The 25,886-nt window shown below is 70.2% G+C and carries 21 protein-coding genes; 6 read left to right on the top strand and 15 right to left on the bottom strand.

Annotated elements, in window-relative coordinates:
* Positions 1–14: 14 nt before the first annotated feature.
* The 7 genes from LQ757_RS14450 to LQ757_RS14480 all read right to left on the bottom strand — a co-directional run bounded on the left by LQ757_RS14450 (position 15) and on the right by LQ757_RS14480 (position 6,171).
* Positions 15–1,046 carry a pilus assembly protein TadG-related protein gene (locus LQ757_RS14450; RefSeq protein WP_231047945.1) on the bottom strand — a complete coding sequence of 344 codons (1,032 nt, stop codon included), beginning with the start codon at positions 1,044–1,046 and terminating at the stop codon, positions 15–17.
* On the bottom strand, positions 1,034–1,420 hold the full coding sequence (locus tag LQ757_RS14455) for a TadE/TadG family type IV pilus assembly protein (protein ID WP_231047946.1): 387 nt from the start codon (positions 1,418–1,420) through the stop codon (positions 1,034–1,036). Before LQ757_RS14455 ends, LQ757_RS14450 begins: the two co-directional genes overlap by 13 nt.
* 72 nt (positions 1,421–1,492) lie before the next feature.
* On the bottom strand, positions 1,493–1,711 hold the full coding sequence (locus LQ757_RS14460; RefSeq protein ID WP_231047947.1) for a Flp family type IVb pilin: 219 nt from the start codon (positions 1,709–1,711) through the stop codon (positions 1,493–1,495).
* A gap of 295 nt (positions 1,712–2,006) precedes the next feature.
* Positions 2,007–2,663: a prepilin peptidase gene (locus tag LQ757_RS14465; protein ID WP_231047948.1), complete on the bottom strand. Its 657-nt coding sequence runs from the start codon at positions 2,661–2,663 to the stop codon at positions 2,007–2,009.
* A 163-nt stretch (positions 2,664–2,826) separates the two neighbouring features.
* Positions 2,827–4,206 carry an FAD-dependent oxidoreductase gene (locus LQ757_RS14470; RefSeq protein WP_231047949.1) on the bottom strand — a complete coding sequence of 460 codons (1,380 nt, stop codon included), beginning with the start codon at positions 4,204–4,206 and terminating at the stop codon, positions 2,827–2,829.
* A gap of 22 nt (positions 4,207–4,228) precedes the next feature.
* Positions 4,229–5,356 (bottom strand): polyprenyl synthetase family protein, encoded by a 1,128-nt coding sequence (locus LQ757_RS14475; protein WP_231047950.1) that lies wholly within the window; start codon positions 5,354–5,356, stop codon positions 4,229–4,231.
* 101 nt (positions 5,357–5,457) lie between these two features.
* Positions 5,458–6,171: a class I SAM-dependent methyltransferase gene (locus tag LQ757_RS14480; RefSeq protein ID WP_231047951.1), complete on the bottom strand. Its 714-nt coding sequence runs from the start codon at positions 6,169–6,171 to the stop codon at positions 5,458–5,460.
* Positions 6,172–6,270: 99 nt separating this feature from the next.
* Here LQ757_RS14480 and LQ757_RS14485 point away from each other — a divergent pair, with 99 nt between their 5' ends.
* Together LQ757_RS14485 and LQ757_RS14490 are read left to right on the top strand one after the other, a co-directional pair.
* Complete coding sequence (locus LQ757_RS14485) at positions 6,271–6,555, top strand: DUF427 domain-containing protein (protein ID WP_231047952.1); 285 nt, start codon at positions 6,271–6,273, stop codon at positions 6,553–6,555.
* Between the two features lie 227 nt (positions 6,556–6,782).
* Positions 6,783–8,102: an isochorismate synthase gene (locus tag LQ757_RS14490; protein WP_231047953.1), complete on the top strand. Its 1,320-nt coding sequence runs from the start codon at positions 6,783–6,785 to the stop codon at positions 8,100–8,102.
* A 138-nt stretch (positions 8,103–8,240) separates the two neighbouring features.
* On the opposite strand, the gene LQ757_RS14495 is transcribed toward LQ757_RS14490, so the two are convergent.
* The 3 genes from LQ757_RS14495 to LQ757_RS14505 all read right to left on the bottom strand — a co-directional run bounded on the left by LQ757_RS14495 (position 8,241) and on the right by LQ757_RS14505 (position 11,910).
* Positions 8,241–9,098 carry a polyphosphate kinase 2 family protein gene (locus LQ757_RS14495; RefSeq protein ID WP_231047954.1) on the bottom strand — a complete coding sequence of 286 codons (858 nt, stop codon included), beginning with the start codon at positions 9,096–9,098 and terminating at the stop codon, positions 8,241–8,243.
* A 462-nt stretch (positions 9,099–9,560) separates the two neighbouring features.
* Positions 9,561–11,477, bottom strand: coding sequence for a 2-succinyl-5-enolpyruvyl-6-hydroxy-3-cyclohexene-1-carboxylic-acid synthase (gene menD, locus LQ757_RS14500; protein WP_231047955.1), 1,917 nt, complete (start codon positions 11,475–11,477; stop codon positions 9,561–9,563).
* Complete coding sequence (locus LQ757_RS14505) at positions 11,470–11,910, bottom strand: PLDc N-terminal domain-containing protein (RefSeq protein ID WP_231047956.1); 441 nt, start codon at positions 11,908–11,910, stop codon at positions 11,470–11,472. Before LQ757_RS14505 ends, menD begins: the two co-directional genes overlap by 8 nt.
* 73 nt (positions 11,911–11,983) lie before the next feature.
* Between LQ757_RS14505 and LQ757_RS14510 the strand changes: the two genes are divergently transcribed.
* The gene (locus LQ757_RS14510; RefSeq protein ID WP_231047957.1) at positions 11,984–12,277 is read left to right on the top strand and encodes a DUF4229 domain-containing protein; all 294 of its coding nucleotides are present in this window, start codon (positions 11,984–11,986) and stop codon (positions 12,275–12,277) included.
* Between the two features lie 43 nt (positions 12,278–12,320).
* Here LQ757_RS14510 and LQ757_RS14515 read toward each other — a convergent pair whose 3' ends face one another.
* Together LQ757_RS14515 and LQ757_RS14520 are read right to left on the bottom strand one after the other, a co-directional pair.
* Positions 12,321–13,319, bottom strand: coding sequence for a 1,4-dihydroxy-2-naphthoate polyprenyltransferase (locus tag LQ757_RS14515; RefSeq protein ID WP_231047958.1), 999 nt, complete (start codon positions 13,317–13,319; stop codon positions 12,321–12,323).
* 114 nt (positions 13,320–13,433) lie between these two features.
* Positions 13,434–13,880: a MarR family winged helix-turn-helix transcriptional regulator gene (locus LQ757_RS14520; protein ID WP_231047959.1), complete on the bottom strand. Its 447-nt coding sequence runs from the start codon at positions 13,878–13,880 to the stop codon at positions 13,434–13,436.
* Between the two features lie 96 nt (positions 13,881–13,976).
* Between LQ757_RS14520 and LQ757_RS14525 the strand changes: the two genes are divergently transcribed.
* On the top strand, positions 13,977–15,470 hold the full coding sequence (locus LQ757_RS14525) for an MFS transporter (protein ID WP_231047960.1): 1,494 nt from the start codon (positions 13,977–13,979) through the stop codon (positions 15,468–15,470).
* A 108-nt stretch (positions 15,471–15,578) separates the two neighbouring features.
* Here LQ757_RS14525 and LQ757_RS14530 read toward each other — a convergent pair whose 3' ends face one another.
* The gene (locus LQ757_RS14530) at positions 15,579–16,862 is read right to left on the bottom strand and encodes an AMP-binding protein (protein WP_231047961.1); all 1,284 of its coding nucleotides are present in this window, start codon (positions 16,860–16,862) and stop codon (positions 15,579–15,581) included.
* A 19-nt stretch (positions 16,863–16,881) separates the two neighbouring features.
* Positions 16,882–17,871: a 1,4-dihydroxy-2-naphthoyl-CoA synthase gene (locus LQ757_RS14535; RefSeq protein ID WP_231047962.1), complete on the bottom strand. Its 990-nt coding sequence runs from the start codon at positions 17,869–17,871 to the stop codon at positions 16,882–16,884.
* 110 nt (positions 17,872–17,981) lie between these two features.
* On the opposite strand from LQ757_RS14535, the gene LQ757_RS14540 reads away from it, so the two are divergent.
* Entirely contained in the window at positions 17,982–19,028 is a 1,047-nt protein-coding gene (locus tag LQ757_RS14540; RefSeq protein WP_231047963.1) for an o-succinylbenzoate synthase, read from the top strand.
* Between the two features lie 193 nt (positions 19,029–19,221).
* On the top strand, positions 19,222–19,641 hold the full coding sequence (locus LQ757_RS14545; RefSeq protein ID WP_231047964.1) for a hypothetical protein: 420 nt from the start codon (positions 19,222–19,224) through the stop codon (positions 19,639–19,641).
* A 124-nt stretch (positions 19,642–19,765) separates the two neighbouring features.
* Here LQ757_RS14545 and pulA read toward each other — a convergent pair whose 3' ends face one another.
* Positions 19,766–25,867: a pullulanase-type alpha-1,6-glucosidase gene (gene pulA, locus LQ757_RS14550; protein ID WP_231047965.1), complete on the bottom strand. Its 6,102-nt coding sequence runs from the start codon at positions 25,865–25,867 to the stop codon at positions 19,766–19,768.
* Positions 25,868–25,886: the final 19 nt, after the last annotated feature.

The following is a 25,886-nucleotide window of genomic DNA, read 5'->3' on the forward strand; positions in this document are numbered from 1 at the left end:
TTTGCGGAAGGCGATCAGTCGATGAGGCGAACGATGCTGAGCCCGCCTTCAGGCCCCTCACCGACTTCGAAGTCCTCGCCGAGGTCGACGTACTTCACGAAGTACCCTTGGATGCCCTTCGAGTTTCCGGGCGGCCCCGGAATCGACGGCGGAAGCGCCGAACCCCCGCAGAAGTCCGCTCCGCTCGGCGCCCCACCCGAAGTCTTGAGCCCGGTGAGCTTGAAGGCGGCGAACCTCGAGATGGTGAAGGTGGCGTTGCTTCCGCCACCGGTATGTGATGTATAGAGCGGGATGAGAAGCGTCTGACACAGCTTCGTTCGCAGCACGTTTGCGTCGCAGCCGTTCTTGTTGATGTTCGGCTGGATGCCCGTTTCTCCCGGCACCGTCGCATCGATCGAGATGGTCGAGCTGCAGTTCGTGCCATCGAGCCATCCGAAACCGCCCGGCGCACCGCTCGCGCAGGATGCGCCCGTCGGCGAAGGCCCGTTATTGATGAGGAGCCAGGTCCGCGTCGGATTCGTCGCGTCAGCCTCCTGCGGCGGGAGGTCGTCGAACTCGCACTCCGCGATAGTGAGCGCGAGCTGGGTTGTCCCACCGATCGGCGTACCCCACTCCGCTGTGCCCTGCGCTCCGAGCGTTGTCGGATCGAGACCGAGCATCGACGCGAGCGGATGCTGCAGCGCCGCACCCTCTTCCGTGAGCGTCGACGACCTCACTGTCACCCTGCCGCTCATGGGATTGACGACGAACGTGTCGGACGGGATGACGGCGTCGGCGAGAGCATCGTTCGCATTGCCACCCGAATACCCCACGGCGATGTCGGCCGCATCCGCTTCGCACGAGTCTGCGTGCAGTGCGCATTCCTGCGCGACGGCGAGCGCCGCCGAATCGGCACCGTTCTGCAACTCCGCCTTCTCGTAATAGAGCAGGCCAACATCGACGACAAATGCCAAGACGGCAAGGAGCGCCGTGAGGATGAGCGCGACGGTGACGGCGATCGCTCCACGTTCGTCGCTCTCGAGTCGTCGCCGTATCAACCGCCGCATCGCATGCTCCCAGTCCCGATCAGGGTCACTCCACCCGAGACCGCGCCCAACCAGCCAGTCAGATCGGTCAGCGGAGTGCGCACGACCATCGTCAGTTCGTCATCGTCAACTGTGGAGCTACACGTTGACGGGTAGGCGAAGGTCACCGTTCCGTTGACGAGCGCAGCGGCGCGCGCTTCAGCCGCGGCCTGGGCTCCAGGCTCGGTGTTGTGGATCGCATAGTAGCGAGCGCCCTCTCTGGCTGCCGCGGTCACCGACATCTGCTGGTTGAGGACCCACCCGAAGTCGATGATCGCGAACAACATGATGAGGAGCAATGGAAACACCAAGGCGAATTCCACCGCCGCCGCGCCACGATCACGCTTGGCCTTCATACTCATCCCTCAGCAACCGACGAATCCCGGCCGACGGTTGCGCCGGCCGGGATGTCGCCATCAGTCAATGACTCAGGTGGTGGTGCCGGTGCCGGCACCGGCACCTTCGAGCGCGGGCACTACCGTCTCGTCGATGAAGGTTTTGATGGCTGGCGCAAGAAGTGCGAGCGCACCGACGATCGCGATCGAGGCGACGCCGATGATGAGCGCGTACTCGGTCGCGGTCGCGCCCTCTTCTTCGGTGCGGAGCGAGTTGATGCGCGCCTGGAGGCGCGAGTATGCCTTGAGCATGGGGGAACCCTTCGGGTCTGGGGACGGATATCGCCGGCTCCAGAGCCGACGTTGAAAGAACCTAACTTTGCGTGTGCATGGAAAGCGATGCCCCCTTTCGGGGGAGGTTCCGTGCCCTGCGGCGAAGGGTGCGGAAAGTCGCTGAAGTCGGTACGAAATGACCCCTTTAGTGGGGGTCGAGAAGGGACTCGCGTTCGGGTTTCGAGACGGCCCTGGCGGGCCTTCTCAAATCACGAAGGCGGGTTTCGAGACGGCCCTGGCGGGCCTCCTCAACCCACGATGACGGCGGGCCTCCTCAGCCCGGGGCGCCGACGAGCAGCACCGCGATGAGCGCCCCCGCGAGCATCGACGGCCCGAACGGGATCGACCCCCGCAGCGTCACCCGCCGCAAGGCGAGCGCCACGAGCGCGATCACTCCCCCGACCACGAACGCGGCCAAGAGCCCGATGAGCCACGCGCTGAGCCCGAACCAGCCGAGCAGCAGCCCGATCACGAGGGCGAGCTTCACGTCGCCCATGCCCATCGACGACGGCGAGATGAGGGCGAGGACGAAGTACACGGCGAACATGCCCGCCGCGCCGACGAGCGCCCAGACGAGCCGCATCCAGTCACCGGACGCCCAGGTCGCCGGCACGAGCAGCACCGCGACCACGGCCAGCGTGGGGAACACGACTGCGTTCGGCAGGCGTTTCTCGGCGAGGTCGACGACGGTGAGCACCGTCGCGGCGGCCGCGAACACCAGCAGTGCGGGCAGCAGCCAGGTCAGCCCGAATCGCAGCGTGATCAGCCCGAACGTCACCGCGGTGATCACCGCGGACGAGACGCGAGCGGCGTGGAGGGACATCCGATCGTGCTTCATCGAACGCGACGCCCACGCGGACAGCGGCCACCAGCCGAGGGCGAAGCCGACGGCGGCGGCGGATGTCGCGGCGAGCGCGATCGCGAGAGGCATGAGTTGGAGCGTACCGGGTGGCGATCGCGAGACCCGTCACCCTGTGGATCGGGCTCCTTGCAGGCGGTTTCGAGACGGCGCTGCGCGCCTCCTCAACCCGCGGACTCCGCAGCACAGGCGGTTTCGAGACGGCGCTGCGCGCCTCCTCAACCCGCAGAGGCGGTTACGCCTCCCCGACCGAGATGTCGACCATCTCGTCGCGGGGCACGACCTTCACGCGCACGCGACCCTCGGCCTGCCCGAGCGCCAGCTCGTGCTCGTCGAGGCGGTGCCACCCGTCGAGGTCGGTGTAGCGGATTCCGCGCGACTCGAGCATCTCGATCACCGACTCCTCGGAGGGCGACTCGGGCCGCCACCAGTTGCCGAGGTCGTTGATGACGTGCTTGATCGTCTCCATGGCGTCGCTCTTGGTGTGGCCGATGAGGCCGACGGGGCCGCGCTTGATCCACCCGGTCGCGTACACGCCGTACAGCTGCCGCGACTCGCCGGTCTCGGCGTCGTGGAAGAGCACCTGGCCCTCGTGGTTGGGGATGACCCCGTATTCGCGGTCGAACGGGATGCCGGGCAGCGGCGTACCGAAGTAGCCGACGGCGCGATACACGGCCTGCACGGGCAGTTCGCGGATCTCGCCGGTTCCGACGACTCCGCCCTCGCCGTCGGGAGCGGTGCGCTCCCAGCGGATGCGGCCGACGCGCCCGTTTCCATCCGAGACGATCTCGAGCGGCTTCGCGAAGAAGTGCAGGTGCAGACGCCGCGACGCGTGGCCGACCTCGCGCTGACGCCACTGGTTGAGCACCTTGTCGATCACGAACACCTGCTTGTTGCCCGAGACCGCGGCGCGGGCGGCATCGTCGTAGTCGAAGTCCTCGTCGTAGACGATCATGTCGACGTCGCGCAGTTCGCCGAGTTCGCGCAGTTCGAGGGGGGTGAACTTCACCGAGGTCGGTCCGCGGCGCCCGAAGACGTGCACGTCGGTGACGGGCGAGGCGGCGAGACCGGATGCCACGTTGGCGGGGATCTCGGTGGGCATGAGGTCTTCGACGTGCTTGGCGAGCATGCGCGAGATGTCGAGGGCGACGTTGCCGTTGCCGATGACCGCGATCTCCTTGGCCTCGAGCGGCCAGGTGCGCGGGAAGTCGGGGTGCCCGTCGAACCAGCTCACGAACTCGGCAGCGCCATACGAGCCCTCGAGGTCGATGCCGGGGATTCGCAGCGACGCGTCGCGCACGGCGCCGGTCGCGAAGATCACGGCGTTGTAGTGCTTCTTGAGGTCGTCGAGCGTGATGTCCTCGCCGTAGCGCACGTTGCCGAAGATGCGGATGTCGCCACGGTCGAGCACCTCGCGAAGCGCGTTGATGATGCCCTTGATGCGCGGGTGGTCGGGCGCCACGCCATAGCGCACGAGCCCGTAGGGCGCCGGCAGGTGGTCGAACAGGTCGATCGACACGTCGAAGTTGCGCTCGGCCTTCAGCAGGATGTCGGCGGCGTAGATGCCGGCCGGGCCGGCTCCGACGATCGCCAGTCGCAGCTTGTTCCTCGTCACGTGCGGTTTCTCCTAGGTATGGTCAGCTCTGCCGTTCGACGACGGTCTCGGCGAAGCGCGTGAGCGCCTTCTTCACGCCGCCTTCAGGCAGCGGCGCGAGGGCGGCGACCGCTTCGCGCGCCCAGCGGTGGGCCTCAGCGAGCGTAGCGCGCGTTGCTTCGTGTTCACGCAGTTCGGCGACGATCGCGTCGACGGTGGCCTTCGACGGCACGATGCGCGACGCCATGGTGTTCGTGTCGAGCGGGTCGCCGAGATCGGCCGCGACCGCCGTGACCGTGACCACGTCGCGCTCGATGCGACGCAGCAGGTCGGCCGACGCAGCATCGGTCTTGGCCATCTCGGCCAGCCGCAGCAGCGGGAGCGTGACCACGCCGGCGCGCAGATCGGTGCCGGGAACCTTGCCGGTCTCTTCGGGCTGCGGCGACAGGTCGATGACGTCGTCGATGAGCTGGAACGCCACGCCCACCTTCTCGCCGAATTCGATGATGGGCTTCTCGTAGGCCGGGTCGGCACCGGAGAACACGACGCCCGACTGCGCCGCGGCCGCGATGAGCGACCCGGTCTTGTCGGCGAGCACCTTGATGTAGTGCGCGATCTTGTCGTCACCCTCGCCCGGGCCCACGGTCTCGTGCAACTGGCCCAGCACGAGCCGCTCGAACGTGTCGGCCTGCATGCGGATCGCCCGCTCACCGAGCTTCGCCATGAGCTGGCTCGCCCTCGCGAACAGCAGGTCACCGGTGAGGATCGCGACCGAGTTCCCCCACACCGCATGTGCGGCCGGCACGCCGCGGCGACGGTCGGACTCGTCCATGACGTCGTCGTGGTACAGGCTGCCGAGGTGGGTGATCTCGATGGCCTCGGCGGCAGTGACGACATCGTCGTTGATGCCCGCGCCGAGCTGTGCCGTGAGCAGTGTGAGCAGGGGGCGAACGCGCTTGCCCCCCGCCTCGAGCAGGTACCGCGTCGAGACGTCGGCGATGGAGTCGGCGAACCGCACCTCGTCGAGCAGGCCGGCCTCGACGCGTTCGATGCCGTCGTCGATCGCCTTCGCCATCGCCTTGTCAGCGGGCGAAGCGAAGACTTTCTCGCTCAGGCCCAGGTTGGCTGCAAGGGCCGAGCCGCGACGGGCGACCGGGTGGGTCGGATTCACAGGGACAAGCCTACCGTTGGGCGTTGGTCGAGGAGCGCCCGACGCGGGAGGACGCGTCTCGAGACCAGCGGAGGGTTTCGAGACGGCGCCGGCGTTCCTGCTCAACCCACGGGCGCCGGCTTCGTGGCGCGGTGCAGCGCGACGACGCCCATGGTGAGGTTGCGCCAGGCGACGTCGACGTAGCCCGCGCCGCGGATCCACCCCGCGAGCGTGCGCTGGTCTGGCCACGCGTTGATCGACTCGTTGAGGTAGTCGTACGCCGTGTCGTTCGAGCTCGAGAGCCGCACGAGCGGCGGCATCACGTAGCGCTGGTAGGCGTTGTAGCCGAACCGCACGAACGGCACCGGCGGGGTCGAGAACTCGCAGATCACGAGGCGCCCGCCCGACTTCGTCACGCGGAAGAACTCGGCGAGCGCCCGCTTCGGCTCGTTCACGTTGCGCAGCCCGAATGAGATCGTCACGGCGTCGAAGCTCGCGTCATCGAACGGCAGCTTGGTGGCGTCGGCCTCGACGAACACGAGGTTGGGTACGTGCGCCTGCCGCCTGCGGCCGACGTCGATCATGCCCGGCGAGAAGTCGGCTGCGACGACGGATGCCCCGGACCGTGCCAGGCTCGCACTCGACGTGCCTGTGCCGGCCGCGACATCGAGGATGCGCTGCCCCGGCTTGGGGTCGACGGCCCTGGTGGTCGCGACCCGCCACAGCGGGGCGTTGCCGACCGACAGCACGTTGTTCGTGCGGTCGTAGCGGGCGGCCACCCGGTCGAACATCGCCGAGACCTCGTGTGGATCCTTACCGAGGTCAGCGCGTGTCATGCGTCGAGTCTACGGCGCGGGACATCCGCTCATTCTGTGAGCTTTCTTCGCGTTTCCATGCATAGGAATGCTTCTCCGTGGGCCCGCGTTGCACCGGACATGAAGGCAATCTGGAACGGAACCGTGATCGCGCAGTCCGACGAGACCGTCGTCGTCGAGGGCAACCACTACTTCCCGCGCGAGTCGATCGACGAGCAGTACTTCACCGAGAGCCAGAACCGCAGCGTGTGCCACTGGAAGGGCACCGCCGACTACTTCCACGTCGAGGTCGACGGCAGGCGCAACCCGAACGCCGCCTGGTACTACGCGACGCCGTCCGAGGCCGCGGCCGAGATCCGCGGGTACGTCGCGTTCTGGCACGGGGTCGACGTCGTCGCGGCGTAACCGCGTCGGTCGAGTAGGCGCGCCAGCGCCGCCTCGAAACCCCCACCCGTGGGTTGAGGAGGCGCGCAGCGCCGTCTCGAAACCCCGCCCCGTGGGTTGAGGAGGCGCGCCCCGCCGTCTCGAAACCCCCCACCAGGGTCTCGAGACGCTGGTCTCGAGACGGCGCTGCGCGCCTCCTCGACCCACCGCCTTCGACGCTCCTCGATCGGCGGACGTAGGCTGGTGCGGTGAACCAGAAGCTCGTCGTGCGCACCGAGCCGGTCGATGAGCTCGCGCCGCTGATCCCGCGGGCCGATCCGCGACATCCGCTGCTCTGGATGCGGCGCGGCGAGGGCATCGTCGGCCTCGGAGAGACGCTGCGCATCGAAACCAGCGGACCGACCCGCATCGAAGACGCCGCCGCCGCATGGCGTTCGCTCGCCGCGATGGCGAGCGTCGACGACCGCGTCGGACTGCCCGGCACCGGCCTGATCGCCTTCGGCGCCATCGCGTTCGCCGACGAGTCGGCCGCAACGAGCGTGCTCGTCGTGCCGTCGCTCGTACTGGGGCGACGCGAAGGGCGCGCGTGGGTGACGCGGATCGCGCTGGCCGAGGCCGATGCGGCGGGCGCTGACGGCTCGGCCGACTCTGCAGGTTCGGCGGGCGCGAGAGCGGCGAGCGAATCGGATGTCGCGGGCCACGCCTTCCCGCCACTCGAGATTCCCGAGCCCTCGCCCAAGCGGCGTGTGCCGCGCGTGGCATTCGAACCGGGCGCCGTGCCGCCGCCGGCATATGAGGCGAACGTCGCCGAGGCCGTGCGCCGCATCGACGGCGGCGAGCTCGAGAAGGTCGTGCTGGCGCGGCAGCTCGTGGGCGAGTTGCACGAGGAGGACGGGCTGCGTGCCGTCATCAACCGGCTCGCCGAGGACTACCCCGACACGTGGGTGTTCGCCGTGGACGGGCTGATCGGCGCGAGCCCCGAGACGCTCGTCCGCGTCGACCACGGCACCGTCTCGGCGCGCGTGCTCGCGGGCACGACATCGCGAGGCGCGGGCGAGGCATCCGATCGCGAACGCGCGCTCGCGCTGGCGGCCTCGCACAAGGACCTCGCCGAGCACGCCCTCGCCGTGGCAAGCGCCGTGCAGCGTCTCGAACCGCACACCGCGCGGCTCGACGCGAGCCCCGAGCCGTTCACGCTGCAGCTGCCGAACCTGTGGCACCTCGCCACCGACCTCAAGGGCACCCTCGGCGACGGGTCGAGCTCGCTCGACCTCGTGAGCGCCGTGCACCCCACGGCCGCGGTCGCGGGCACGCCGCGGCGAACCGCGCTGGCCGTGCTCGCCGAACTCGAGGGATTCGATCGCGGTCGCTACGCCGGCCCCGTCGGCTGGATCGACGGCGACGGCGACGGCGAATGGGCGATCGCGCTGCGCTGTGCGCAGGTCGAGCCCGACGGCGCGGTCGCGGCATATGCCGGTTGCGGCATAGTGCACGACTCGGTGCCGGCCGACGAGCTCGCCGAGACGCTCATGAAGTTCCGGCCGATCGTCGAGGCCTTCGGCGGGTAGCCGCTGAGTGGGTTGAGGAGCGAGCGCAGCGAGCGTGCGCAGCGGGTTGAGGAGCGAGCGCAGCGAGCGTCTCGAAACCCGGCTGCCCGCACGTCGGGTTTCGAGACGGCGCCGACGCGCCTCCTCAACCCGCAGAACTCAGCTCGCGGCGAGGCGGGCCTTCTGCTCCTCGATGTCGTAGTCGGCCTTCGGCCACTCGAGGTTCATCGCCTCGAGCGCGTCGATGAGCAGGTGCTGCACGGCGAGGCGCGCGTACCACTTGCGGTTCGCGGGGATGACGTACCACGGGGCATCCGTCGTCGTCGTGCGGTCGAATGCGACCTGGAACGCGCCCATGTAGTCGGACCAGTGCAGGCGTTCGTCGATGTCGCCGGGATTGAACTTCCAATGTTTGTCGGGGCGGTCGAGGCGCTCCTGCAGGCGATGCTTCTGCTCGTCCCCCGAGATGTGCAGCATCACCTTGACGACCGTCGTGCCAGTCTCGGCGAGTTCGCGTTCGAACTCGTTGATGGCGCCGTAACGGCGCTCGATCTCGTCGGGTGGCGCGAATCCGTGCACTCGGCCGATCAGCACGTCTTCGTAGTGCGACCGGTCGAAGACGCCGATCATGCCGGCTTCGGGCACCTGCTTGCGGATGCGCCACAGGAAGTCATGCGCGAGCTCCTCGTCAGTCGGCTTCTTGAAGGCCGCGAGCTGCACGCCCTGCGGGTCGACGGCGCCCATGACGTGCTTGACGATGCCGCCCTTGCCCGCGGTGTCCATGGCCTGCAGCACGAGCAGCACTCGGCGCTCGTCGTCACCGCCGCGACTGTTCGCGAACAGCTGCTCCTGCAACTCGGCCAGGATCGCGGCGCCCTCGGCAAGCGATTCCTGACCCGCGGCCTTGTCACCGTCGAAGCCCGGGTGCGCATCGGGGTCGACGTCGGCGAGCGTGAACCCGTCGCCGACTCGCAGCAGTTCACTCGGATCCGACGCCCAGTACGACTCGTGGCCCATCACACGCTCCCCTCGTGCGGCGCCGCGCCGCGCAGGTCTCCATCCTGCCAAGCGCGGGCGTGCTCGTCGAGGCGCGCCGCGCCGCGGGGCGCCCCTCGCCCCTCTCGTCGAGAGTGCAGTGCGCGCCCCCGGGGGGCGCGAAGTGCACCCTCGGTGGGTGGGTTCGACTCTCCTTGAGAGTGCAGTGGCCGCCCCCGCGGAGGGCGCGAAGTGCACCCTCGGCGGGTGGGTTCAACTCTCCTTTGACCTCGAGCGTGCAGTGGCCGCCCCCGCGGGGGGCGCGCAGTGCACCCTCGGCGGGTGGGTTCAACTCTCTCCTTGACCTCGAGAGCGCGGGCCGCCCCCGCGGGGGGCGCGAAGTGCACCCTCGGTGGGTGGGTTCGACTCTCCTTGACCTCGACAGTGCAGTCGCCGCCCCGCGGGGCGCGAAGTGCACTCTCGACGAATCCGTTCGCGACCCGGTCAGCGCTGGAGCGGGACCTCGAGGATCGACAGGCCGTCGATGCGGGTGCCGAGGGCCTCATCGAGCTCGCCGCGGGTCGTGGCGCGCGCGTAGTCCCAGCCGTAGGCGGCGGCGAGCGCAGCGAGGTCGACCTGTTGGGGCGTGAACTGCACGCGGTCGAACGCGTCGGCGGGCGCAGTGCCCGCGACCTCGAGCGCGTCGAAGATCGTACCGCCGCCGTCGTTGCCGACGATGAGCTGCAGACGCGGGCGGGCCTCCCCGTCGCCGATCAGCAGCGAGCCCACGTCGTGCAGCAGGGTGAGGTCGCCGATGAGCGCGCGGGTCACACCGCCGGCGCCCGAGCCCGCGGGTCTCGAGACGGTCGCTGCGCTCACTCCTCGACCAGCCTCGGGGTTTCGAGACGCGTCCGGCTGCGCCGCGCGCTCCTCAACCCGCGAATCGGCCGACTGGCTCGCGATCGCGATGCCGAGCGCGGTCGCGACCGTGCCGTCGATGCCCGCGAGACCGCGGTTCGCGTGAGCGGTGATGCGACGCCCGGGCACGGCACGGTCGGCCGAGCGGATGAGTCGCGACGCCCCGAACACGAGCCGGTCGTGCGGCCACGTCGCCGCCCACACGGCGTCGACGAGCATGCGCCGCGTGATCGGCGCCCGCACCGCGGCGAGTTGCGCCTTCATGTACTCGCGCTGCGCGACGAAGTCGGACACGTGCCCGGTCTCATCGATGCCGCTCGCGAGCGGCGCGCCCTCGGGAAGCCCCGCAGTCACGAGCGCGCGGCTCGCGTGCACCCAGCGGCCCACCCAGGCGCGCTCGTCTGCGGCCTGCGGATGTCCCGCCACCTGCACCGCCCGCTCGAACCGGCGCACGCGCCGGCCGGGGTTGAACCACTCGATGCCCGACGGCGCCACGACGATGGTCTCGACGTCGTCGCGCTGCGCGAGCGCCGGAACCTCGCGCGACAGCGTCGGATGCCCGAACACCACTGCCCGCTGCACCTGATCGCCGAACCCCGGCTCACGCAGCAGGTCGCGGTACGCGACCACGAGGTTCGGCCCGAAATGGGCGCCGCTCGTGACCTCGGCGAAGAGCGGCCAGCCGCCGGCGCGGGCGAACTCCTCGGCTGCGGCACCGGCGCCCGCACCGGCGATGACGACCGTGCGCGGGCCGGGCTCGATGAGGGCGCCGTGGGCCGCCGCGGGTTGAGGAGCGCCCGACGAAGGAGGACGCGTCTCGAAACCCGGTGCGCCATCGGGGTTTCGAGACGCTGGTTTCGAGGCGGCGCCGGCGCGCCTCCTCAACCCGCCGATGTCGAACGGGGACGACAGGGGCTCGCGCAACTGCAGGTTCACGTGCACCGGACCCGGCCCGGGGTGCGCGACGAACGCGCCCGCAGCATCGAAGCCGAGCGCCGCGGCCACGGCGTCGCGGGCGAGGCGCGCTGCGGCATCCGACTCCCCAGCCGCACCCTCGGGGGCCGTGACGTCGCGTTCGAGCCGCACCGCGCCGGCGAAGATCCCGGGCTGCATCGTCGTCTGGTTCGAACGGATGCCGCGCAGCTCGGCCGGCCGATCGGCCGTGAGGGCGATGAGCGGCACGCCCGCGTGGTGCGCCTCGAGCACCGCGGGGTGCAGGTTGGCGACCGCCGTGCCCGACGTCGTCACGACGATCGACGGATGCCGCGAATCGAGCGCGAGGCCGAGCGCGAGGAACCCCGCACCGCGCTCGTCGATGCGCACGTGCAGGCGCAGGAGGCCGGCACGCTCGAACTCGGCCGCGGCGAGGGCGAGGGCCTGCGACCGCGAACCGGGGGCGACGACGAGGTCGCGCACGCCGGCACGCACGAACTCCTCGAGCATGGCCACGACGAAGGCGGTGGCTGGCGCGGACGAACTTGCGGGCACGCCCGCGTCAGGCATTCGGGCGACCGGACGGGCCGGCCTCGCCCGGCGCCTCGGGGTTGTCAGGACGCGTCGTCCCCGGACCGGCCGGATGCTGGTCGTCGGTGGCGCCGGGGGTGTCGGCCTCGCCGTCGAGCTCGGCGAGCTCCTGCTCGAGTCGGCGGATGCGCTCGTCTTGCTCGGCGTCTTGGCCCAGTCGGCGCAGGAAGTCGGTGTCGTCGTCGGGAGCCACCGTGTGGCCGCGCCCGCCCGACACCGAACTGGTGCGACGACCCCGGCCGATGATGAACCACAGCACCGGGCCGATGATGGGCACGAAGATGATCACGACGATCCACCAGCCGCGCGAGAGCCCTCGGATGCGCATGCGATCGAAGAACGCGCAGTCGGCGACGGCGTAGATCGTGAAGATCACGGCGGCGACGCCGAGTCCGAAGAGCAGCCGGGCCATGCCCACAGTCTAGGCGCGTCTGCAGCGTAGTGGCTGGGAGCCCGCGCACAGCTGTCGCGCTTAAGATGACTGGGTGAAATCTGTGCCCGTCTGGCTTTGGTACACCGCGTTGCGCATCCTGCTGTTCGCCGTGCCGCTCGCCGTGCTGCTCGCCGTCGGCGCCAATCCGTGGATCTCCACCGTGGTGGCCGCGCTGTTCGGCCTCAGCGCGTCACTGCTGTTCCTGCGCCGCCCGCGCGAGTCGATGTCGAGCGACCTCTACGCCGCACGCCACCGCGAGACGCCCGTCGTGCGCGACGACGACGAGGTCGAGGACGCCGCCGTCGATCGTGCCTCCACCGAGCGCACCGAGCGCACCGCCGAGTAGCGGCATCCGACGGTCGTCGGGCGCTCCTCGATCGACGTAAGGGCTACAGCGCGAAGACGAGCCCCAGTCCCACGCCGTACGCGAGCGCGGTGAGGCTCGTGAGCTGCAACGCGGTGATGAGTTCGCGCGGGGTCTTGGCCGTGAGCACGATGAGGCACGCCGGCAGCGCCGCGAGCAGCGCGAACAGCACGAGCCAGGCGGGCGGGTAGAACAGCGCGAAGAACACGACGATGCCGAACGGCACGAGCGTGAAGACGACGAACAGGATGCGCCCGATCAGCGGCCCGACGAGCACCGCGAGGGTGCGTTTGCCGGCCACCTTGTCCTGCGCGACGTCGCGCAGGTTGTTGGCCATGAGCACCGCGCACGCCAGCAGACCCGCACCGACGCCGCCGAGCCACGCCTCGAGGTTGACGGTGAGCGCCTGCACGTATGCCGAACCCGCCGTCGCGACGATGCCGAAGAAGACGAACACGAACAGCTCGCCGAGCCCGTAGTAGCCGTATGGGCGCTTGCCGCCGGTGTAGAACCAGGCGGCGACGATCGCGACGGCGCCGACGGCGAGCAGCCACCACTGGCCGGTGACGACGACGAGCGCGAGTCCTGCGAGGGCGGCGAGCGCGAAGAAGCTGAGCGCGACGGCGAGCACGTGCCGCGGCTTCGCGATGCCCGAGCCGGTGAGGCGCGCGGGGCCCACCCGGTGGTCGTCGGTGCCGCGCACCCCGTCGGAGTAGTCGTTGGCATAGTTCACGCCGATCTGCAGCGCGAGCGCGACCATGAGCGCGAGCAGGGCGCGGGCCGGATGCCACGGGCCGTCGGCGATGGCCACGACGCCCGCTCCCGTGCCGAGGGCGACGGGAGCGATCGCGAGCGGGAGCGTGCGCAGGCGAGCGCCCGCGACCCAGTCGGCCGCGGTCGCCGGCTTCACGACCTTCTCAGACGGCCTGCCCGCGGCCGCTCGCGCGGGATTGCCGGACTTCCCGTGCGTCGCATTGCTCTTGACGTCGTCGGGATTGGTGGGCTGGGGTTTCGGGCGGGCCACCCCACCATGCTAATTCGCGGGTTGAGGAGGCGCGCCAGCGCCGTCTCGATACTGCGCCGCTCGTGCGAGTGGGTTTCGAGACGGTCGCTTCGCTCCCTCCCCAACCCACGGGGTTCAGCGAACGTCCTTCACCGCGTCGAGGTAGCGCGCGATGACCTCGAGCTCCTCGACGGTGAATCGCTCGTGCACCCGGCGCATGCCCGCGAGGATGTCCGCGTACGGGTCATCCGCCCCGCCCTGCCCGGCACCGGCGACCGCACCACGCCGCACCTGTACGACCACCCGCCGGCGATCGGTCGGATCGGTGGAGCGCTCGATGAGTCCCTGCTTCTCGAGCCGGTCGAGCACTCGCGTGGTGGTGCTCGTCGGCAGTTCGGTCTGCTGGCTGATCTCTCCCGCCGTCATCGGCTCGTCGCTACGGGCGATGAAGCCCAGGGCCTGGAGGTCGACGACGTTGACGCCCATCGACCTGGCGATGCGCTCGTTGGTCATGACCGATGACGCGATCACGAGCTGCAGCAGCTCGACGATGCGCCCGGTGACCTCGGCCTTGCTTGACATCCGCGTTGCGACTCCTTATTGTTCCCGTTATGGGATTATCCCACTTCGGGACAATTCCGTTCCGGAACGAATTCAGTGTACGAAAGGACGACGACCATGGCCACCACCCCACGCCGAGGCCTCGCCATCGGCATCCTCCTGTTCGCCTCGTTCATGGACCTGCTCGATGTCACGATCGTGCAGGTCGCGCTGCCGTCGATCGGCACCGACCTCGGCGCCACCGAGGCCCAGCTCGAATGGATCGTCAGCGGCTACCTGCTCGCGTTCGCGGTCGCGCTGATCACGGGCGGCCGGCTCGGGGATCTCTACGGCCGCCGACGCGTCTTCCTCATCGGCATCGCGGGGTTCACACTCTCGTCGGCTGCGGCCGCCGCCGCCTGGTCGGGCGACCTGCTCGTGGCGACCCGCATCGCACAGGGACTGTTCGCCGCCTTCATGGTGCCCCAGCTGCTCGCGTCGGTGCAGGCGTTGTTCAGCCCGCGCGAGCGGGCACCGATGTACGGCCTGATCGGCGGCGTGGCCGGCATCGCGGCGGTCGCCGGCCCCGTGCTTGGCGGGTGGCTCGTCGACGCCGACCTCTGGGGGCTCGGCTGGCGCAGCGTGTTCCTCATCAACATTCCCGTGGGCATCGTCATCTTCGCGCTCGCGGCGCGATTCGTGCCCGAGACCCGCTCGTCGCGTCCGATGCGGCTCGACCTCGTCGGCGTGGTGCTGCTCAGCGCCATCGTGCTCGCGATCATGGTGCCGCTCGTCGAGGGCCAGTCGCTCGGGTGGCCGGCCTGGCTCTGGATCCCGGTCGCGGTCGGCGTCGCACTCCTCGGAGTGTTCATCGTCTACGAGCGTCGGCGCATGCACCGCGACGGCTCGGCCCTGCTCCCGATGCCCCTCTTCGCCGACCGCGGCTTCTCGGCCGGTATCGTCACGCAGGCGGCGTTCCAGGGCTCGCTCAATGCGTTCACCCTGCCATTCATCATCTACTTGCAGGTCGGGCTCGGCTTCGACGCGCTGACGGCCGGACTCAACCTGCTCGCGTTCAGCCTCGGCGCGCTCGTCGGCACTGGTGCGGTCATCCCGCTCGTTGCGAGGGTCGGCAAGGTGCTCGTCACGATGGGTGCCGTGATCATGGCCGCCGGCGTGCTGTGGGTGTTCGCGATCGTCGCCGACACGGGCGCCGGGTTCACCGGTTGGGCCGCGGTGTGGCCCATGCTCCTGTCGGGTCTCGGGCTCGCGCTGCTCATCATCCCGCTCGTCGACGTCGCGCTCGCGACGGTGCCGGTCGCCGATGCGGGCGCGGCATCAGGCGCGTACAGCACATTCCAGCAGCTCGGTGCGGCATCCGGGGTCGCGATCTCGACGACCGTCTTCTTCTCGGTGGTCGGCGACGACTGGAGCCGCGAGCACGTGCTCACCGCACTGCAGGCGTCCGTCTGGGTCGCCGTGGCCGGCTTCGGCATCGCCGCGCTCGCGAGCCTGCTCCTCCCCCGGCGGACGGCGGTGCAGGCGCACCTCGAGGAGGCGCGCCGACTCGCCGAGGCCGATGCCGAAGCGGTCGATTCGGCCGACGTCGCCGAAGTGGCACCGATCCCCTGACCGGGGGGCCGCGGCCACGCCTGAGCACCACTCGGCGCCCTCCGCGCCACATCGGCTGGCGCGGAGGGCGTTGAAGTGGCGCGGAAGCGGAGGGTCGGTGCGCGAGAGTCAGCCGACAGAAGCCGCGGCGAGCGCCGCGATCGCGCGGCGGTCGGGCTTGCCCGAGGCGAGCATCGGCAGCCGGTCGACGACCACGAGTCGCACGGGCCGGGCGGCAGCGGCGAGGCCCGCGGCATCCGTCGCGGTTCGCAGCGTTTGCAGGGCGGATGCCTCGTCGCCAGCGTCACCCGCGACGGCGACCGCTGCGCGCTCGCCCCACTCGGCGTCGGGCACCGCGACGACGACCGCCTCGGCATAGCCACCGACCGCGCGCACCGCGCGCTCGACCTCGCCGAGCACGACCTTGACGCCGCCCGCGATCATCACGTCGTCTGCGCGTCCGCGCACGCGCAGCCGCCCGTCGGCGGTGAGCTCGCCGAGGTCCCCCGTGATATACCAGCGGGTGCCGTCGCGGTCGGTGCGGAACGCCGTCTTCGTGCGGTCCGCGTCACCGAGGTAGCCGTCGGCGAGGCTCGACGAGGAGAGCTCGATGCGCCCGTCATCGAAGCGCACGCGCGTGTCGCCGATGGGAGCGCCGTCGTAGACGCATCCGCCCGCCGTCTCGCTCGAGCCATACGTGCGGACGACGCGCACCCCTGCCGCGGCTGCACGCTCGGCGATCGCGGGCGCGAGGGCCTGCCCGCCGATGAGCACGGCGTCGAACGACGCGAGCGCGGCCGCGATGAACGGGTCGCGCTCGGCCGCGTCGAGCAGCCGCGCGAGCTGCGTCGGCACGAGCGAGGTGTAGTGCGGCACGTGCGGCATCAGGTGCGCGGATGTCGCGGCGAACGCCCTCGCATCGAACCGGTCGCCCGGCACCGTGAGGGTCGGGGTGCCCGCGACGAGGCCGCGCACGAGCACCTGGGCACCCGCGATGTAGTGACCGGGCAGCGCCAGCAGCCACTGGCCCGTGCCGCCGAGCGCGTCGTGGGTGGCGTCGGCGCTCGCGACCAGGGCGTCGGCCGACAACGCGACCCGCTTCGGGGCATCGGTCGAGCCGCTCGTCTCGACGACGAGGGCGATGCGGTCGTCGACCTCGCTCGCCTCACCTGCCGCGCCCACCTCGTGATGTCGCGCAAACGGTCGCTCGTTCGAGGGAGTGCCGACACTTTGTGCGACATCACCGTCGGGGTGCGGGTGACCGAGGCCATGGGGGGCCGGGCGGGTGGGGCGGGTGGCGGGGGCGGGACGGGCGGGGATCGGCCAGACGGCCGGGCCGCCGTCGAGCGCGGTCTCGAGCGCGCGGGTCAGGGCAGGGACATCCGACGCCGGGATTCGCAGCAGCGGCTTCATCGCGGGATCGCCGCTGCGGCTAGAAGTGCCACGGGTAGGGACCCCAGTCGGGGTCGCGCTTCTCGAGGAACGCGTCGCGACCCTCGACCGCCTCGTCGGTGCCGTAGGCCAGGCGCGTCGCCTCGCCCGCGAAGACCTGCTGCCCGACCATGCCGTCGTCGACCGCGTTGAACGCGAACTTCAGCATGCGGATCGCCGTGGGCGACTTCGTGAGGATGGTGCGCGCCATCGCGATCGCCTCGCGCTCGAGGTCGGCGTGCGGCACCACGCGGTTGACGGCGCCCATCTCATAGGCGCGCTCGGCCGAGTACTCCTCGGCGAGGAAGAACACCTCGCGCGCGAACTTCTGCCCGATCTGGCGGGCGAAGTACGCCGACCCGTACCCTGCGTCGAACGAGCCGACGTCGGCGTCGGTCTGCTTGAACCGTCCATGCTCGCGGCTCGCGATCGTGAGGTCGCACACCACGTGCAGCGAGTGACCCCCGCCTGCCGCCCAGCCCGGCACGACCGCGATGACCACCTTCGGCATGAACCGGATGAGCCGTTGCACCTCGAGGATGTGCAGCCGGCCGAGACTCGCCGATCGAGTAGCCGACGAAGGAGGCGTATCGAGATCCGTCGAGATGGTCTCGATACGCGTCGCCTCCGGCGGCGCTACTCGACCGGCCGAATCCTCGTACTGGTAGCCGTCGCGACCGCGGATGCGCTGGTCACCGCCCGAGCAGAATGCCCAGCCGCCGTCCTTCGTGCTCGGGCCGTTGCCGGTGAGCAGCACGACGCCGATGCGCGGGTTCGTGCGCGCATCCTCGAGGGCGCGATAGAGCTCGTCGACGGTGTGCGGGCGGAACGCGTTGCGCACGTCGGGCCGGTCAAACGCGATGCGCGCGATGCGTCCGTCGAGCGACTGGTGGTAGGTGATGTCGCTGAAGCCGCCGGATGACCCGGTGATCAGCGGTGCCGCATCGGTCCACTCACTCGAATCGAACAGTTCGGACACCTCGGCTGCCATGCATCAAGCCTACGGCCGGGACATCCGCACCTCTTTCGCCTCACCACCCGGGCTCCTGACCTGCGACCAGCGGCAGCGCGTCGCGGTGCACTCGGTGCCACGATGGGTGCATGACCGACGCCAGCGACGCCGCTCCCCCGCCGCACCTGCCGCCCGCCGCTCCCCTGCCGTCCCTCGACGAGCTGCTCGGCACCGCCCGGGTCGTGGCGCTGCCGCTCGTCACCCGGTTCCGCGGCATCGACGTGCGCGAGGCGATGCTGCTCGAGGGTCCCGAGGGCTGGACGGAGTTCTCGCCGTTCGAGGAGTACCCCGACGACGAGGCATCCGCCTGGCTCGCCGCGGCGATCGACTTCGGCTGGAACCCGACGCCGCCGATCCTGCGCGACCGCATCCGGGTGAACGCGACGGTCCCCGCCGTCGATCCCGACAGTGTGCCGGCGGTGCTCGCCCGTTTCCCCGGATGCCGTACGGCGAAAGTGAAGGTCGCGGCATCCGACCAGACGCTCGCACAGGACGTCGCGCGCGTGCGCGCCGTCCGTGACGCGATGGGGCCCGAGGGTCGCATCCGCGTCGACGCCAACGGCGGCTGGAACGTCGACGAAGCCGAGCACGCCATCCACGCACTCGCCCCGTTCGACCTCGAGTACGTCGAGCAGCCGTGCGCGAATGTCGCCGACCTGCTCGAGATCAGCATCCGCATCAAGTACATGGGCATTCCGATCGCGGCCGACGAGAGCGTCAGGCGAGCGGATGACCCGTTGGCGGTCGCCGAGGCGGGCGCCGCCGACCTGCTCGTGGTGAAGGCGCAGCCGCTCGGCGGCATCCGCCGGGTGCTCGAGCTCATCGACCACACAGGCCTGCCCGTCGTGGTGTCAAGCGCGCTCGACACGAGCGTCGGCCTCGCGATGGGCGCGCACCTGGCCGCGGCCGTGCCCGCGCTCGAATTCGATTGCGGCCTCGGCACAGCGTCATTGCTGGCGGCGGATGTCTCGCAGGCGCCGCTTTCTCCCGTCGACGGTGCCGTGGAGGTGCGCCGGGTGCTGCCCGACCCCGAGCTGCTCGACCGCTACGCGGCGACGCCCGAGCGCACCGACTGGTGGCTCGAGCGTCTCGGCCGCGCGTACGCCGCGCTCGCGAGCCGGCCGTCGGTCGAGTAGTCGCGCTCGCGACATCCCGCACCGGTCGAGCAGAAGTCCCGAGAAACCCCCCGTTCTGGGGCTCGGTCACGGGGCGAGCAGTCCGATATTCAGGGTGGGCACGGATACTGCGCGTCGACGAAGACGCGACCTTTGAGAACGTGCGTGCACCGACCTGGGCGCGCACATCGGTCACCCATTCGGAGGAATCCACATGTTCAAGCGAACTCTCATCAACATCGGAGCGGGCGCCGCGCTCGCCGCCGCTGCAGTGCTCGGCACCGGCGCGGCCGCGTACGCCCACGAGTGTTACAACGCCAACCGTTCGGAGAAGGGCAACGCGGGCGCCTCGAACTCGGAGTCGTGGCTCACCGTGCACTTCGCCGAGTTGACGGCGGGCCTGCCCGAGGCGGACGCAGAGTGCGTGAACGATGCGTACGCGGCAACCGGTGCTCCCACGTCATTCACCATCAAGATCAAGGGCGCGAACGGCCAGGGCGGCACGCTCGGAGCCAACAACCCGAACGTCGAGACCAAGGCCGCCGACGGCAAGGGCATCGACCAGATCTTCGCCGCGCACGGCGCGGACATCGCCGGCTCCTTCGAGGCGTGCGGGGTCGCCCTGCCCTTCTGAGCGGCCCGCGGTCGACCGCCGGTCGAGTAGCGCCGCTGAAGGCGACGCGTATCGAGACCCTGCACGAGAACTGCGGGGTCTCGATACGGTCGCTTCGCGACCTACTCGACCGACCTCTCAGCCGCTACCAGAGGATGAGCGGCACCGGCATCGAGGCGGAGTCGGCGTACCCGTCGCCGCCGTCGAACGTCGTGCGGATCAGGTGCACGCCCGCCGGCAGCTTCGGCAGCTTGACCTTGAACACGCCCGCCGCGTCGGCGGTGACCTTCGCGGTCGCCAGCACGGTGTCGCCCTCGAGCACGGTGATCGTGCCGACCGGCGTGCTGCCGTCGAGCGCGACGACCGATCCGAAGACGTGCACGCCCGAGCCGGCCTTCGCGACCAGCTTGTTCGGCGCGGCCACGGTGACGGTCGCGACCGCGGGCGGCGGCTGCTCGTCGACCAGCACGGCCGCGGTGCGCGCCGGCACGGTGAGTGTCCCGGATGCGACATCCCATGCCGTCGTCTTCACGACCTCGTCGGAGCCGTTCGCCAGCGCGTCGGCAAGTTCGAACGTGCGGCCTGCGAGGCCCTCGACCTGCTCGGTGATCGCGTCGGGCGAGGCGTTGAACACGACGAGCGCACCCTCGAGCTCGGGGTCGACGTCGTCGCCCACGAGGTCGTCGATGAGCATCGTGATGAGCCCCGGCGTCGCGTCGGCGCCGCTGTTCGGGAAGGTCACCTTCTGGTCGATGAGCTCCGCCGAGCCGAGCTGAAGCAGGTCGACCTCGCCGCGCACGCGGAGCAGGTCGAGGGCGGATGCCTCGGCCGCGGCGATGTCCGCAGCTCCGGGCTTCAGGTCGGGGTCGGCGAGGAGCGGCGCCATCTCGTCCCAGAAGTCCCCGTTGTCGGCCTGGTTCGGCAGGCCCGAGCCGAAGGTCGACTCCTGGCCGGTCCAGTCGATGCGGTTGAACCAGTCGCCCGAGTTGTAACTGTTCCGGTCGAGCGACTTCGATCGCAGCAGCTCGGTGCCGGCGTGCCAGAACGAGGGCGTCTGCGCGAACGCGGTCGTTGCGAGCGACAGCGTGTTCATGCGCACGCGGTCGGCCATCGACGTGTCGGCCGGAAGCTTGAGCACCCCGTGGTCGTACAGCGTCTCGTTGTCATGCGCGTCGACATAGGTGATGATCTCCTCGGGCTGGTCGGCGTAGCCGGCCGGCGAGCCACGGTAGTCGAGCTCGTCGCCGCGGACGACCTCGCCCGAGGCATCCGTCAACTCGTACGCGCGCAGGTTGCCCGCGAGGCCGAGCTTCACCAGATCGGTCTGGTGCGCGAGGTCGGCGAGCTGCTCTTCGGGCGTGCCGTCGGCGTAGGCGTTCGGGTCGGTGCCGAGGCCCGTGCCGAAGCCCTGATCGAACTTCGTGTCCGCGGCGACCGGGCTGCCGCCGTGCACGGCGTCGCGCAGCCGGTCGCTGAACGTGCCGATGCCGGTGCCGCCGAGCTGGCCCTGGGTGGCCTGCTCGAACAGTGCGTTGTTCGCGACCTCGCCGAAGTTCCAGCCTTCGCCGTACAGGTAGACGGATGACCCGTCGACGCCGTCGTCCTCGAGCGTGAGCTCGTCGAGCGCGGCACGCACCGCGAGCATGTTCGCCTTCGAGTGGTGCCCCATGAGGTCGAAGCGGAAGCCGTCGACCTTGTACTCCTTCGCCCACAGCACGACGGAGTCGACCATGAGCTTCTGCGCGACCTCGTGCTCGGTGGCGATGTTCTGGCAGCACGTCGAGGTCTCGACGTTACCCACAGCGTTCAGTCGCTGGTAGTAGCCGGGCACGATCCGGTCGAGCACCGACTTCGCACCCTGACCAGATGCCGCGGTGTGGTTGTAGACCTCGTCGAGCACGACTTGAAGGCCCGTCGCGTGGAGCGCGCCGACCATCTCGCGGAACTCGCCCACGCGGGCGGCTCCGTTCGGGTCCACCGCGTAGGAGCCCTCGGGCGCCTGGAAGTGGAACGGGTCGTAGCCCCAGTTGAAGCCGTCGAGGTCGCGGATCGACTCGAGGCAGGCCTGCTGCTCGGGTGACGCCGGCCCGAACGACGCGAGATCGCACTCGGGGGTCGCCTGCGCGGCCCGGTCCTCTTCGATCGTCGCGATGTCGAACGTCGGCAGCAGGTGCACGGTGTTGATGCCCGCCTCGGCGAGCTGCTCGAGCTGGGCGGTGCCGGCCGAGTCGCGCGTGAAGGCACGGTAGGTGCCGCGCTCGGCCTCGGGCACCGACTCGTCGGTGATCGAGAAGTCGCGCACGTGCAGCTCGTAGATCGCCCGGTCGACCGGGCGCTCGACGACGGGCGCGGGCGTCTGCGCCCACTGCTCGGGCGTGATCGACGGGTCGTCGAGGTCGACGACCACCGAGCGTGCCGAGTTCGTCGTGAGCGCGATCGAGTACGGGTCGGTCACCGAGTTCGTCTCGATGGCGCCGGTCGTCGGCGCGTACACGTCGAGCGACCAGCGGTATTCGTCGCCCGCGGCGAGCCCGTCGACGCTCCAGGTGCCGTCGGCGGCGTCGAATGCCGCGTCGATGACCTGGGGGTCGCCGGCCTCGCCCGGGCTCCACTTCTCGAGCGACACCGACTGCGCAGTCGGCGCCCACAGCGTGAGGGTCACGGCCTCGCCGTCCCACGCGACGCCGAGCGGTACGGATGACACCGCGTCGGCGTAGAGGTCGTCGAGCACGCCCGGGATCTGCACGCCGGTGAACGCGGTCAGGTCACCCTCGCCGGTCGAGCCAGTCGACCCTTCGGCAGGCTCAGGGACCGACCGCTGCGCGACCGCGACCTGCTCGGTGAGAAGCTTCGCCACCGCCGCGCGGTCGACATCCACGGGGTGCAGGGCGACGAAGCCCTCGAGCTGCGGGAACGTCGCGAGCTGCGCGTCGCTGAGCCCGGCGGGGTCGTAGGCGAGCTCGACGGCGTCGCCGCCGCCCGTGACGGCGCCGTCGCTCACCGCGAGCGATGCGTCCGCCGAGTGCTCGAGCGTCCAGGTCGTGTCGGCGGCGGAAGCGCCGCCGAGCAATTCGGCCGGCCAGGCGAGCGTGTCCTCGCTCACCCAGTGCGCCCGCGACTGGCCCGAGCCCGCGAGCGGCGGGTCGGTGACGATGATCTCGAGCACGTGCGTCGCGATCGTGTAGCGGAACTCGACGAGCTTGCCCGCGGTCGCGGTGAACGTGTAGTTCGCCCCGCCGGGTGCACCGCCGACGCCGTAGTTCTCGTCCCACGAGCCGCCGTGCGCGACCTTCACCTCATATGCGCCGTCGGGAATGGACGACGTCGACCAGGTGTAGACGCCGTCCTTGTCGCCGTCCTGCATGAGCGACGCGAGGCATTCGGGCTGCCAGTCGCCGGGGCATCCGACCTCTTGCTGGAAGCTGCCGGGCAGCGTCACCGTGGGACCCTCGGCGGTCGACGAGACCACCTTGGTCTTCAGGTTCCAGTAGAACGTGACCGACTTCGTGCCGTCGGTCGAGTACGTGATGTTGCCGCCGTTCTGCTCGCCGTTCGCGCCGTAGTTCACGTCCCAGCTGCCGTTGAGCGCGACCTTGTACTCGTACTCGCCGGCGGGCAGGGTGAACGTGCCCGAGTAGATGCCGTCGGCACGCAGCGTGAGCTTCGCGACCTCGCAGCCGGGAGCCCAGTCGCCCGCGCAGCCCATCTCGGAGTTGTGCGATCCGGGCACCGTCACGAGGTCGATCGGCTGCTCTGGCTCCTCCTCCTCGACGAGGTTCACGGCGTTGCCGACGCTCGCGTAGGTGCTCGCCGCCGAGCGGTTGCCGGCGGCGTCGGTCGACACCGCGCGGTACTCGACCAGGGTGCCGTTCGCGAGGCCGGCGGTGTCGTGGAACACGCGAGGGCTCGTGTCTTCGGCGGTGCCCAGCGCGTGCCAGGCGTCGTCGCCCGTCGCACCGGCGACGCGCCAGGCGAAGCTCGTCTCCTGCCACGTGTCGTCGGCGACGCCGGCGGCGACGGGCGCGACACCGGTCACGCCGGCGCCCGCGGCGGGCACCGCGACCGTGATGTCGGATGCCGCGTCGGGGGCGCTCACCGCACGGTCGGCCTTCAGCACGACCGCGCCCAGTGCCGGCACGGTGACGGATGCCACGCCCTCGGCATCGGCCGTCAGGCCGGGGCCGTCGGTGCCGTACAGCGGCGCGAACACGCCGCCCTTCGTGAGCGTCGGGACCTCGACGGTCTTCGCGGCGTTCGAGTTGTTCGCGGCGACGACGTACTCGACCTGCTCGGTGCGGTCGACACGGCTGAACGCGTAGACGCCCGCGCCGTTGTCGACGTAGCGCTCGATCTGGGCGCCCGTGGCGAGCGCGGGGTGCGCGGCGCGGAGGTCCGCGAGGGCGGCGATGTGCTCGTAGAGCGGGGCGTCGGTGCCGAAGCGGTCGACGCTGCCCGCAGTCTCGCCCGTGACGAGCTGCTGGTTCTGGTAGTCGGCGACGTCGCTCGCGAAGAGGGTCTGCCGCGCGTCCTTGTCTCCGCCGTTTCCCGCGAAGCCCTGCTCGTCGCCGTAGTACACCACGGGCTGGCCGCGCGTGAGGAAGAGCAGCTCGTGGGCGAGCTCATCACGCTGCAACGGGGCATCCGTCGATTTCAGGAAGTAGCCGACGCGACCCATGTCGTGGTTGCCGAGGAACGTGGGCAGCGCCGTGGCCGACGAGTCGGGCGTCGTGTAGTAGTCGTCGCCCGCGAACAGGGACTGCAGGTTCTTCGCCGAGTTGCCGGCTGCGAAGCTCACGGTCTGCGACTGGAACGTGAAGTCGAGCACCGAGTTCATGTCGGTCTTGCGCACGTAGGGGCTCAGCTTCACCGGGTCGGCGTCGTACACCTCGCCGAACATGAAGAAGTCGGGCTTGCCCGCCTCGTGGGCGTAGTCGAGCACCTCGGTCGACCACTGCTCCCAGAACTCGAAGTTCACGTGCTTGGCGGTGTCGATGCGGAAGCCGTCGATGCCGAGGTCGATCCACTGCTGGTACACGTCGACGAAGCCGTTCACCACGGTCGGGTGCTCGGTCATGAGGTCGTCGAGGCCGACGAAGTCGCCGAACGTGACCGACTCGCCCTCCCACGTCGAGTCCCCGCGGTTGTGGTACAGCGTCGGGTCGTTGAGCCAGGCCGGCACCTTGACGTCAGCGTCGGCGGCGGTCACCGTCGGCGTGTAGGGGAAGCTCGTCGCCGCGTCGAGCGCGGGGAAGTCGGCGCCGGCCTCGGCACTCGCGTAGTCGCCCGGCTTGAACGCCGTGCCTGCGGCATCGGTGTAGGGGCTCGTGGCCTGGTCGATGTACGAGTACTGGCCCTCCTCGTAGTCGATCACGTCGGCGGTGTGGTTGGTGATGATGTCGAAGTAGACCTTGATGCCCTTGGCGTGCGCTTCGGCGATGAGCGCCTCGAGCTCGGCGTTCGTGCCGAGGTGCGGATCGATCTGCGTGAAGTCGGTGATCCAGTACCCGTGGTACCCGGCGCTCGCGTTCGCGCCCTCGCCCTGCACGGGGCGATTCTTGAAGCTCGGGGTGAGCCAGATCGCCGTGGTGCCGAGTCCGTCGATGTAGTCGAGCTGTGCGCGCAGGCCCGCGAGGTCGCCGCCGTTGTAGAAGCCCTTGTCAGCGGGGTCGAAGCCCGTCGTGAGCCGGTCGCCTGTGAGCCCGCCCTCGTCGTTGGCGGGGTCGCCGTTCGCGAAGCGGTCGGTCATGACGAAGTAGAACACCTCGTCGCTGCCGGGCTGGCGCACCGGGTCGGCGACGATTGCGGCGTCGGATGCCTCGTCGTAGGCGCCGCGCAGCGCGCCCGGGGCCGCCTCGAGGCCGACGCGCTTGAGGTTGTCGTCGAACACGACGCGCACCGGAGTGTCGCCCGCGACCGTCAGCGGGATGTTGTCACCGCCGCCGTCCAGGCCGTACGACTCGTCCCACGTGTCGTTGACGGCGACCTTGTACTCGTAGCTGCCCGCGGGCACCGTGAACTCGGCGGCGTAGACGCCCGGCGTGCCCGTCGCGATGAGCTCGCTCTCGGCGCATTCGGGCTGCCAGTCGCCCGAGCAACCCAGCTCCTGCTGCAGGCTGCCGACGAGCGCGAACGTACGCGGCTCCTCGGCCGCGGCCGCAAGGCCCGGAATCACGATCAGGGCCGACGCGGCGAGCGCCCCCGAGACCACCAGTGCGAACCAACTGCGAGCGCGCGCGCGTGCTGTCATCCTTGACTCCCGATTCCCG

This window comes from Agromyces cavernae, from assembly GCF_021044935.1.
Classification (GTDB): Bacteria; Actinomycetota; Actinomycetes; order Actinomycetales; family Microbacteriaceae; genus Agromyces; species Agromyces cavernae.

Excerpts from the sequence above, each read along its gene's own strand:
- LQ757_RS14450 (WP_231047945.1), bottom strand. The coding sequence starts at position 1,046 with ATGCGGCGGTTGATACGGCGACGACTCGAGAGCGACGAACGTGGAGCG.
- LQ757_RS14455 (WP_231047946.1), bottom strand. The coding sequence starts at position 1,420 with ATGAAGGCCAAGCGTGATCGTGGCGCGGCGGCGGTGGAATTCGCCTTG.
- LQ757_RS14460 (WP_231047947.1), bottom strand. The coding sequence starts at position 1,711 with ATGCTCAAGGCATACTCGCGCCTCCAGGCGCGCATCAACTCGCTCCGC.
- LQ757_RS14465 (WP_231047948.1), bottom strand. The coding sequence starts at position 2,663 with ATGCCTCTCGCGATCGCGCTCGCCGCGACATCCGCCGCCGCCGTCGGC.
- LQ757_RS14480 (WP_231047951.1), bottom strand. The coding sequence starts at position 6,171 with ATGACACGCGCTGACCTCGGTAAGGATCCACACGAGGTCTCGGCGATG.
- LQ757_RS14485 (WP_231047952.1), top strand. The coding sequence starts at position 6,271 with ATGAAGGCAATCTGGAACGGAACCGTGATCGCGCAGTCCGACGAGACC.
- LQ757_RS14495 (WP_231047954.1), bottom strand. The coding sequence starts at position 9,098 with ATGGGCCACGAGTCGTACTGGGCGTCGGATCCGAGTGAACTGCTGCGA.
- menD (WP_231047955.1), bottom strand. The coding sequence starts at position 11,477 with ATGCCTGACGCGGGCGTGCCCGCAAGTTCGTCCGCGCCAGCCACCGCC.
- LQ757_RS14505 (WP_231047956.1), bottom strand. The coding sequence starts at position 11,910 with ATGGCCCGGCTGCTCTTCGGACTCGGCGTCGCCGCCGTGATCTTCACG.
- LQ757_RS14520 (WP_231047959.1), bottom strand. The coding sequence starts at position 13,880 with ATGTCAAGCAAGGCCGAGGTCACCGGGCGCATCGTCGAGCTGCTGCAG.
- LQ757_RS14525 (WP_231047960.1), top strand. The coding sequence starts at position 13,977 with ATGGCCACCACCCCACGCCGAGGCCTCGCCATCGGCATCCTCCTGTTC.
- LQ757_RS14530 (WP_231047961.1), bottom strand. The coding sequence starts at position 16,862 with ATGAAGCCGCTGCTGCGAATCCCGGCGTCGGATGTCCCTGCCCTGACC.
- LQ757_RS14535 (WP_231047962.1), bottom strand. The coding sequence starts at position 17,871 with ATGGCAGCCGAGGTGTCCGAACTGTTCGATTCGAGTGAGTGGACCGAT.
- LQ757_RS14540 (WP_231047963.1), top strand. The coding sequence starts at position 17,982 with ATGACCGACGCCAGCGACGCCGCTCCCCCGCCGCACCTGCCGCCCGCC.
- LQ757_RS14545 (WP_231047964.1), top strand. The coding sequence starts at position 19,222 with ATGTTCAAGCGAACTCTCATCAACATCGGAGCGGGCGCCGCGCTCGCC.
- pulA (WP_231047965.1), bottom strand. The coding sequence starts at position 25,867 with ATGACAGCACGCGCGCGCGCTCGCAGTTGGTTCGCACTGGTGGTCTCG.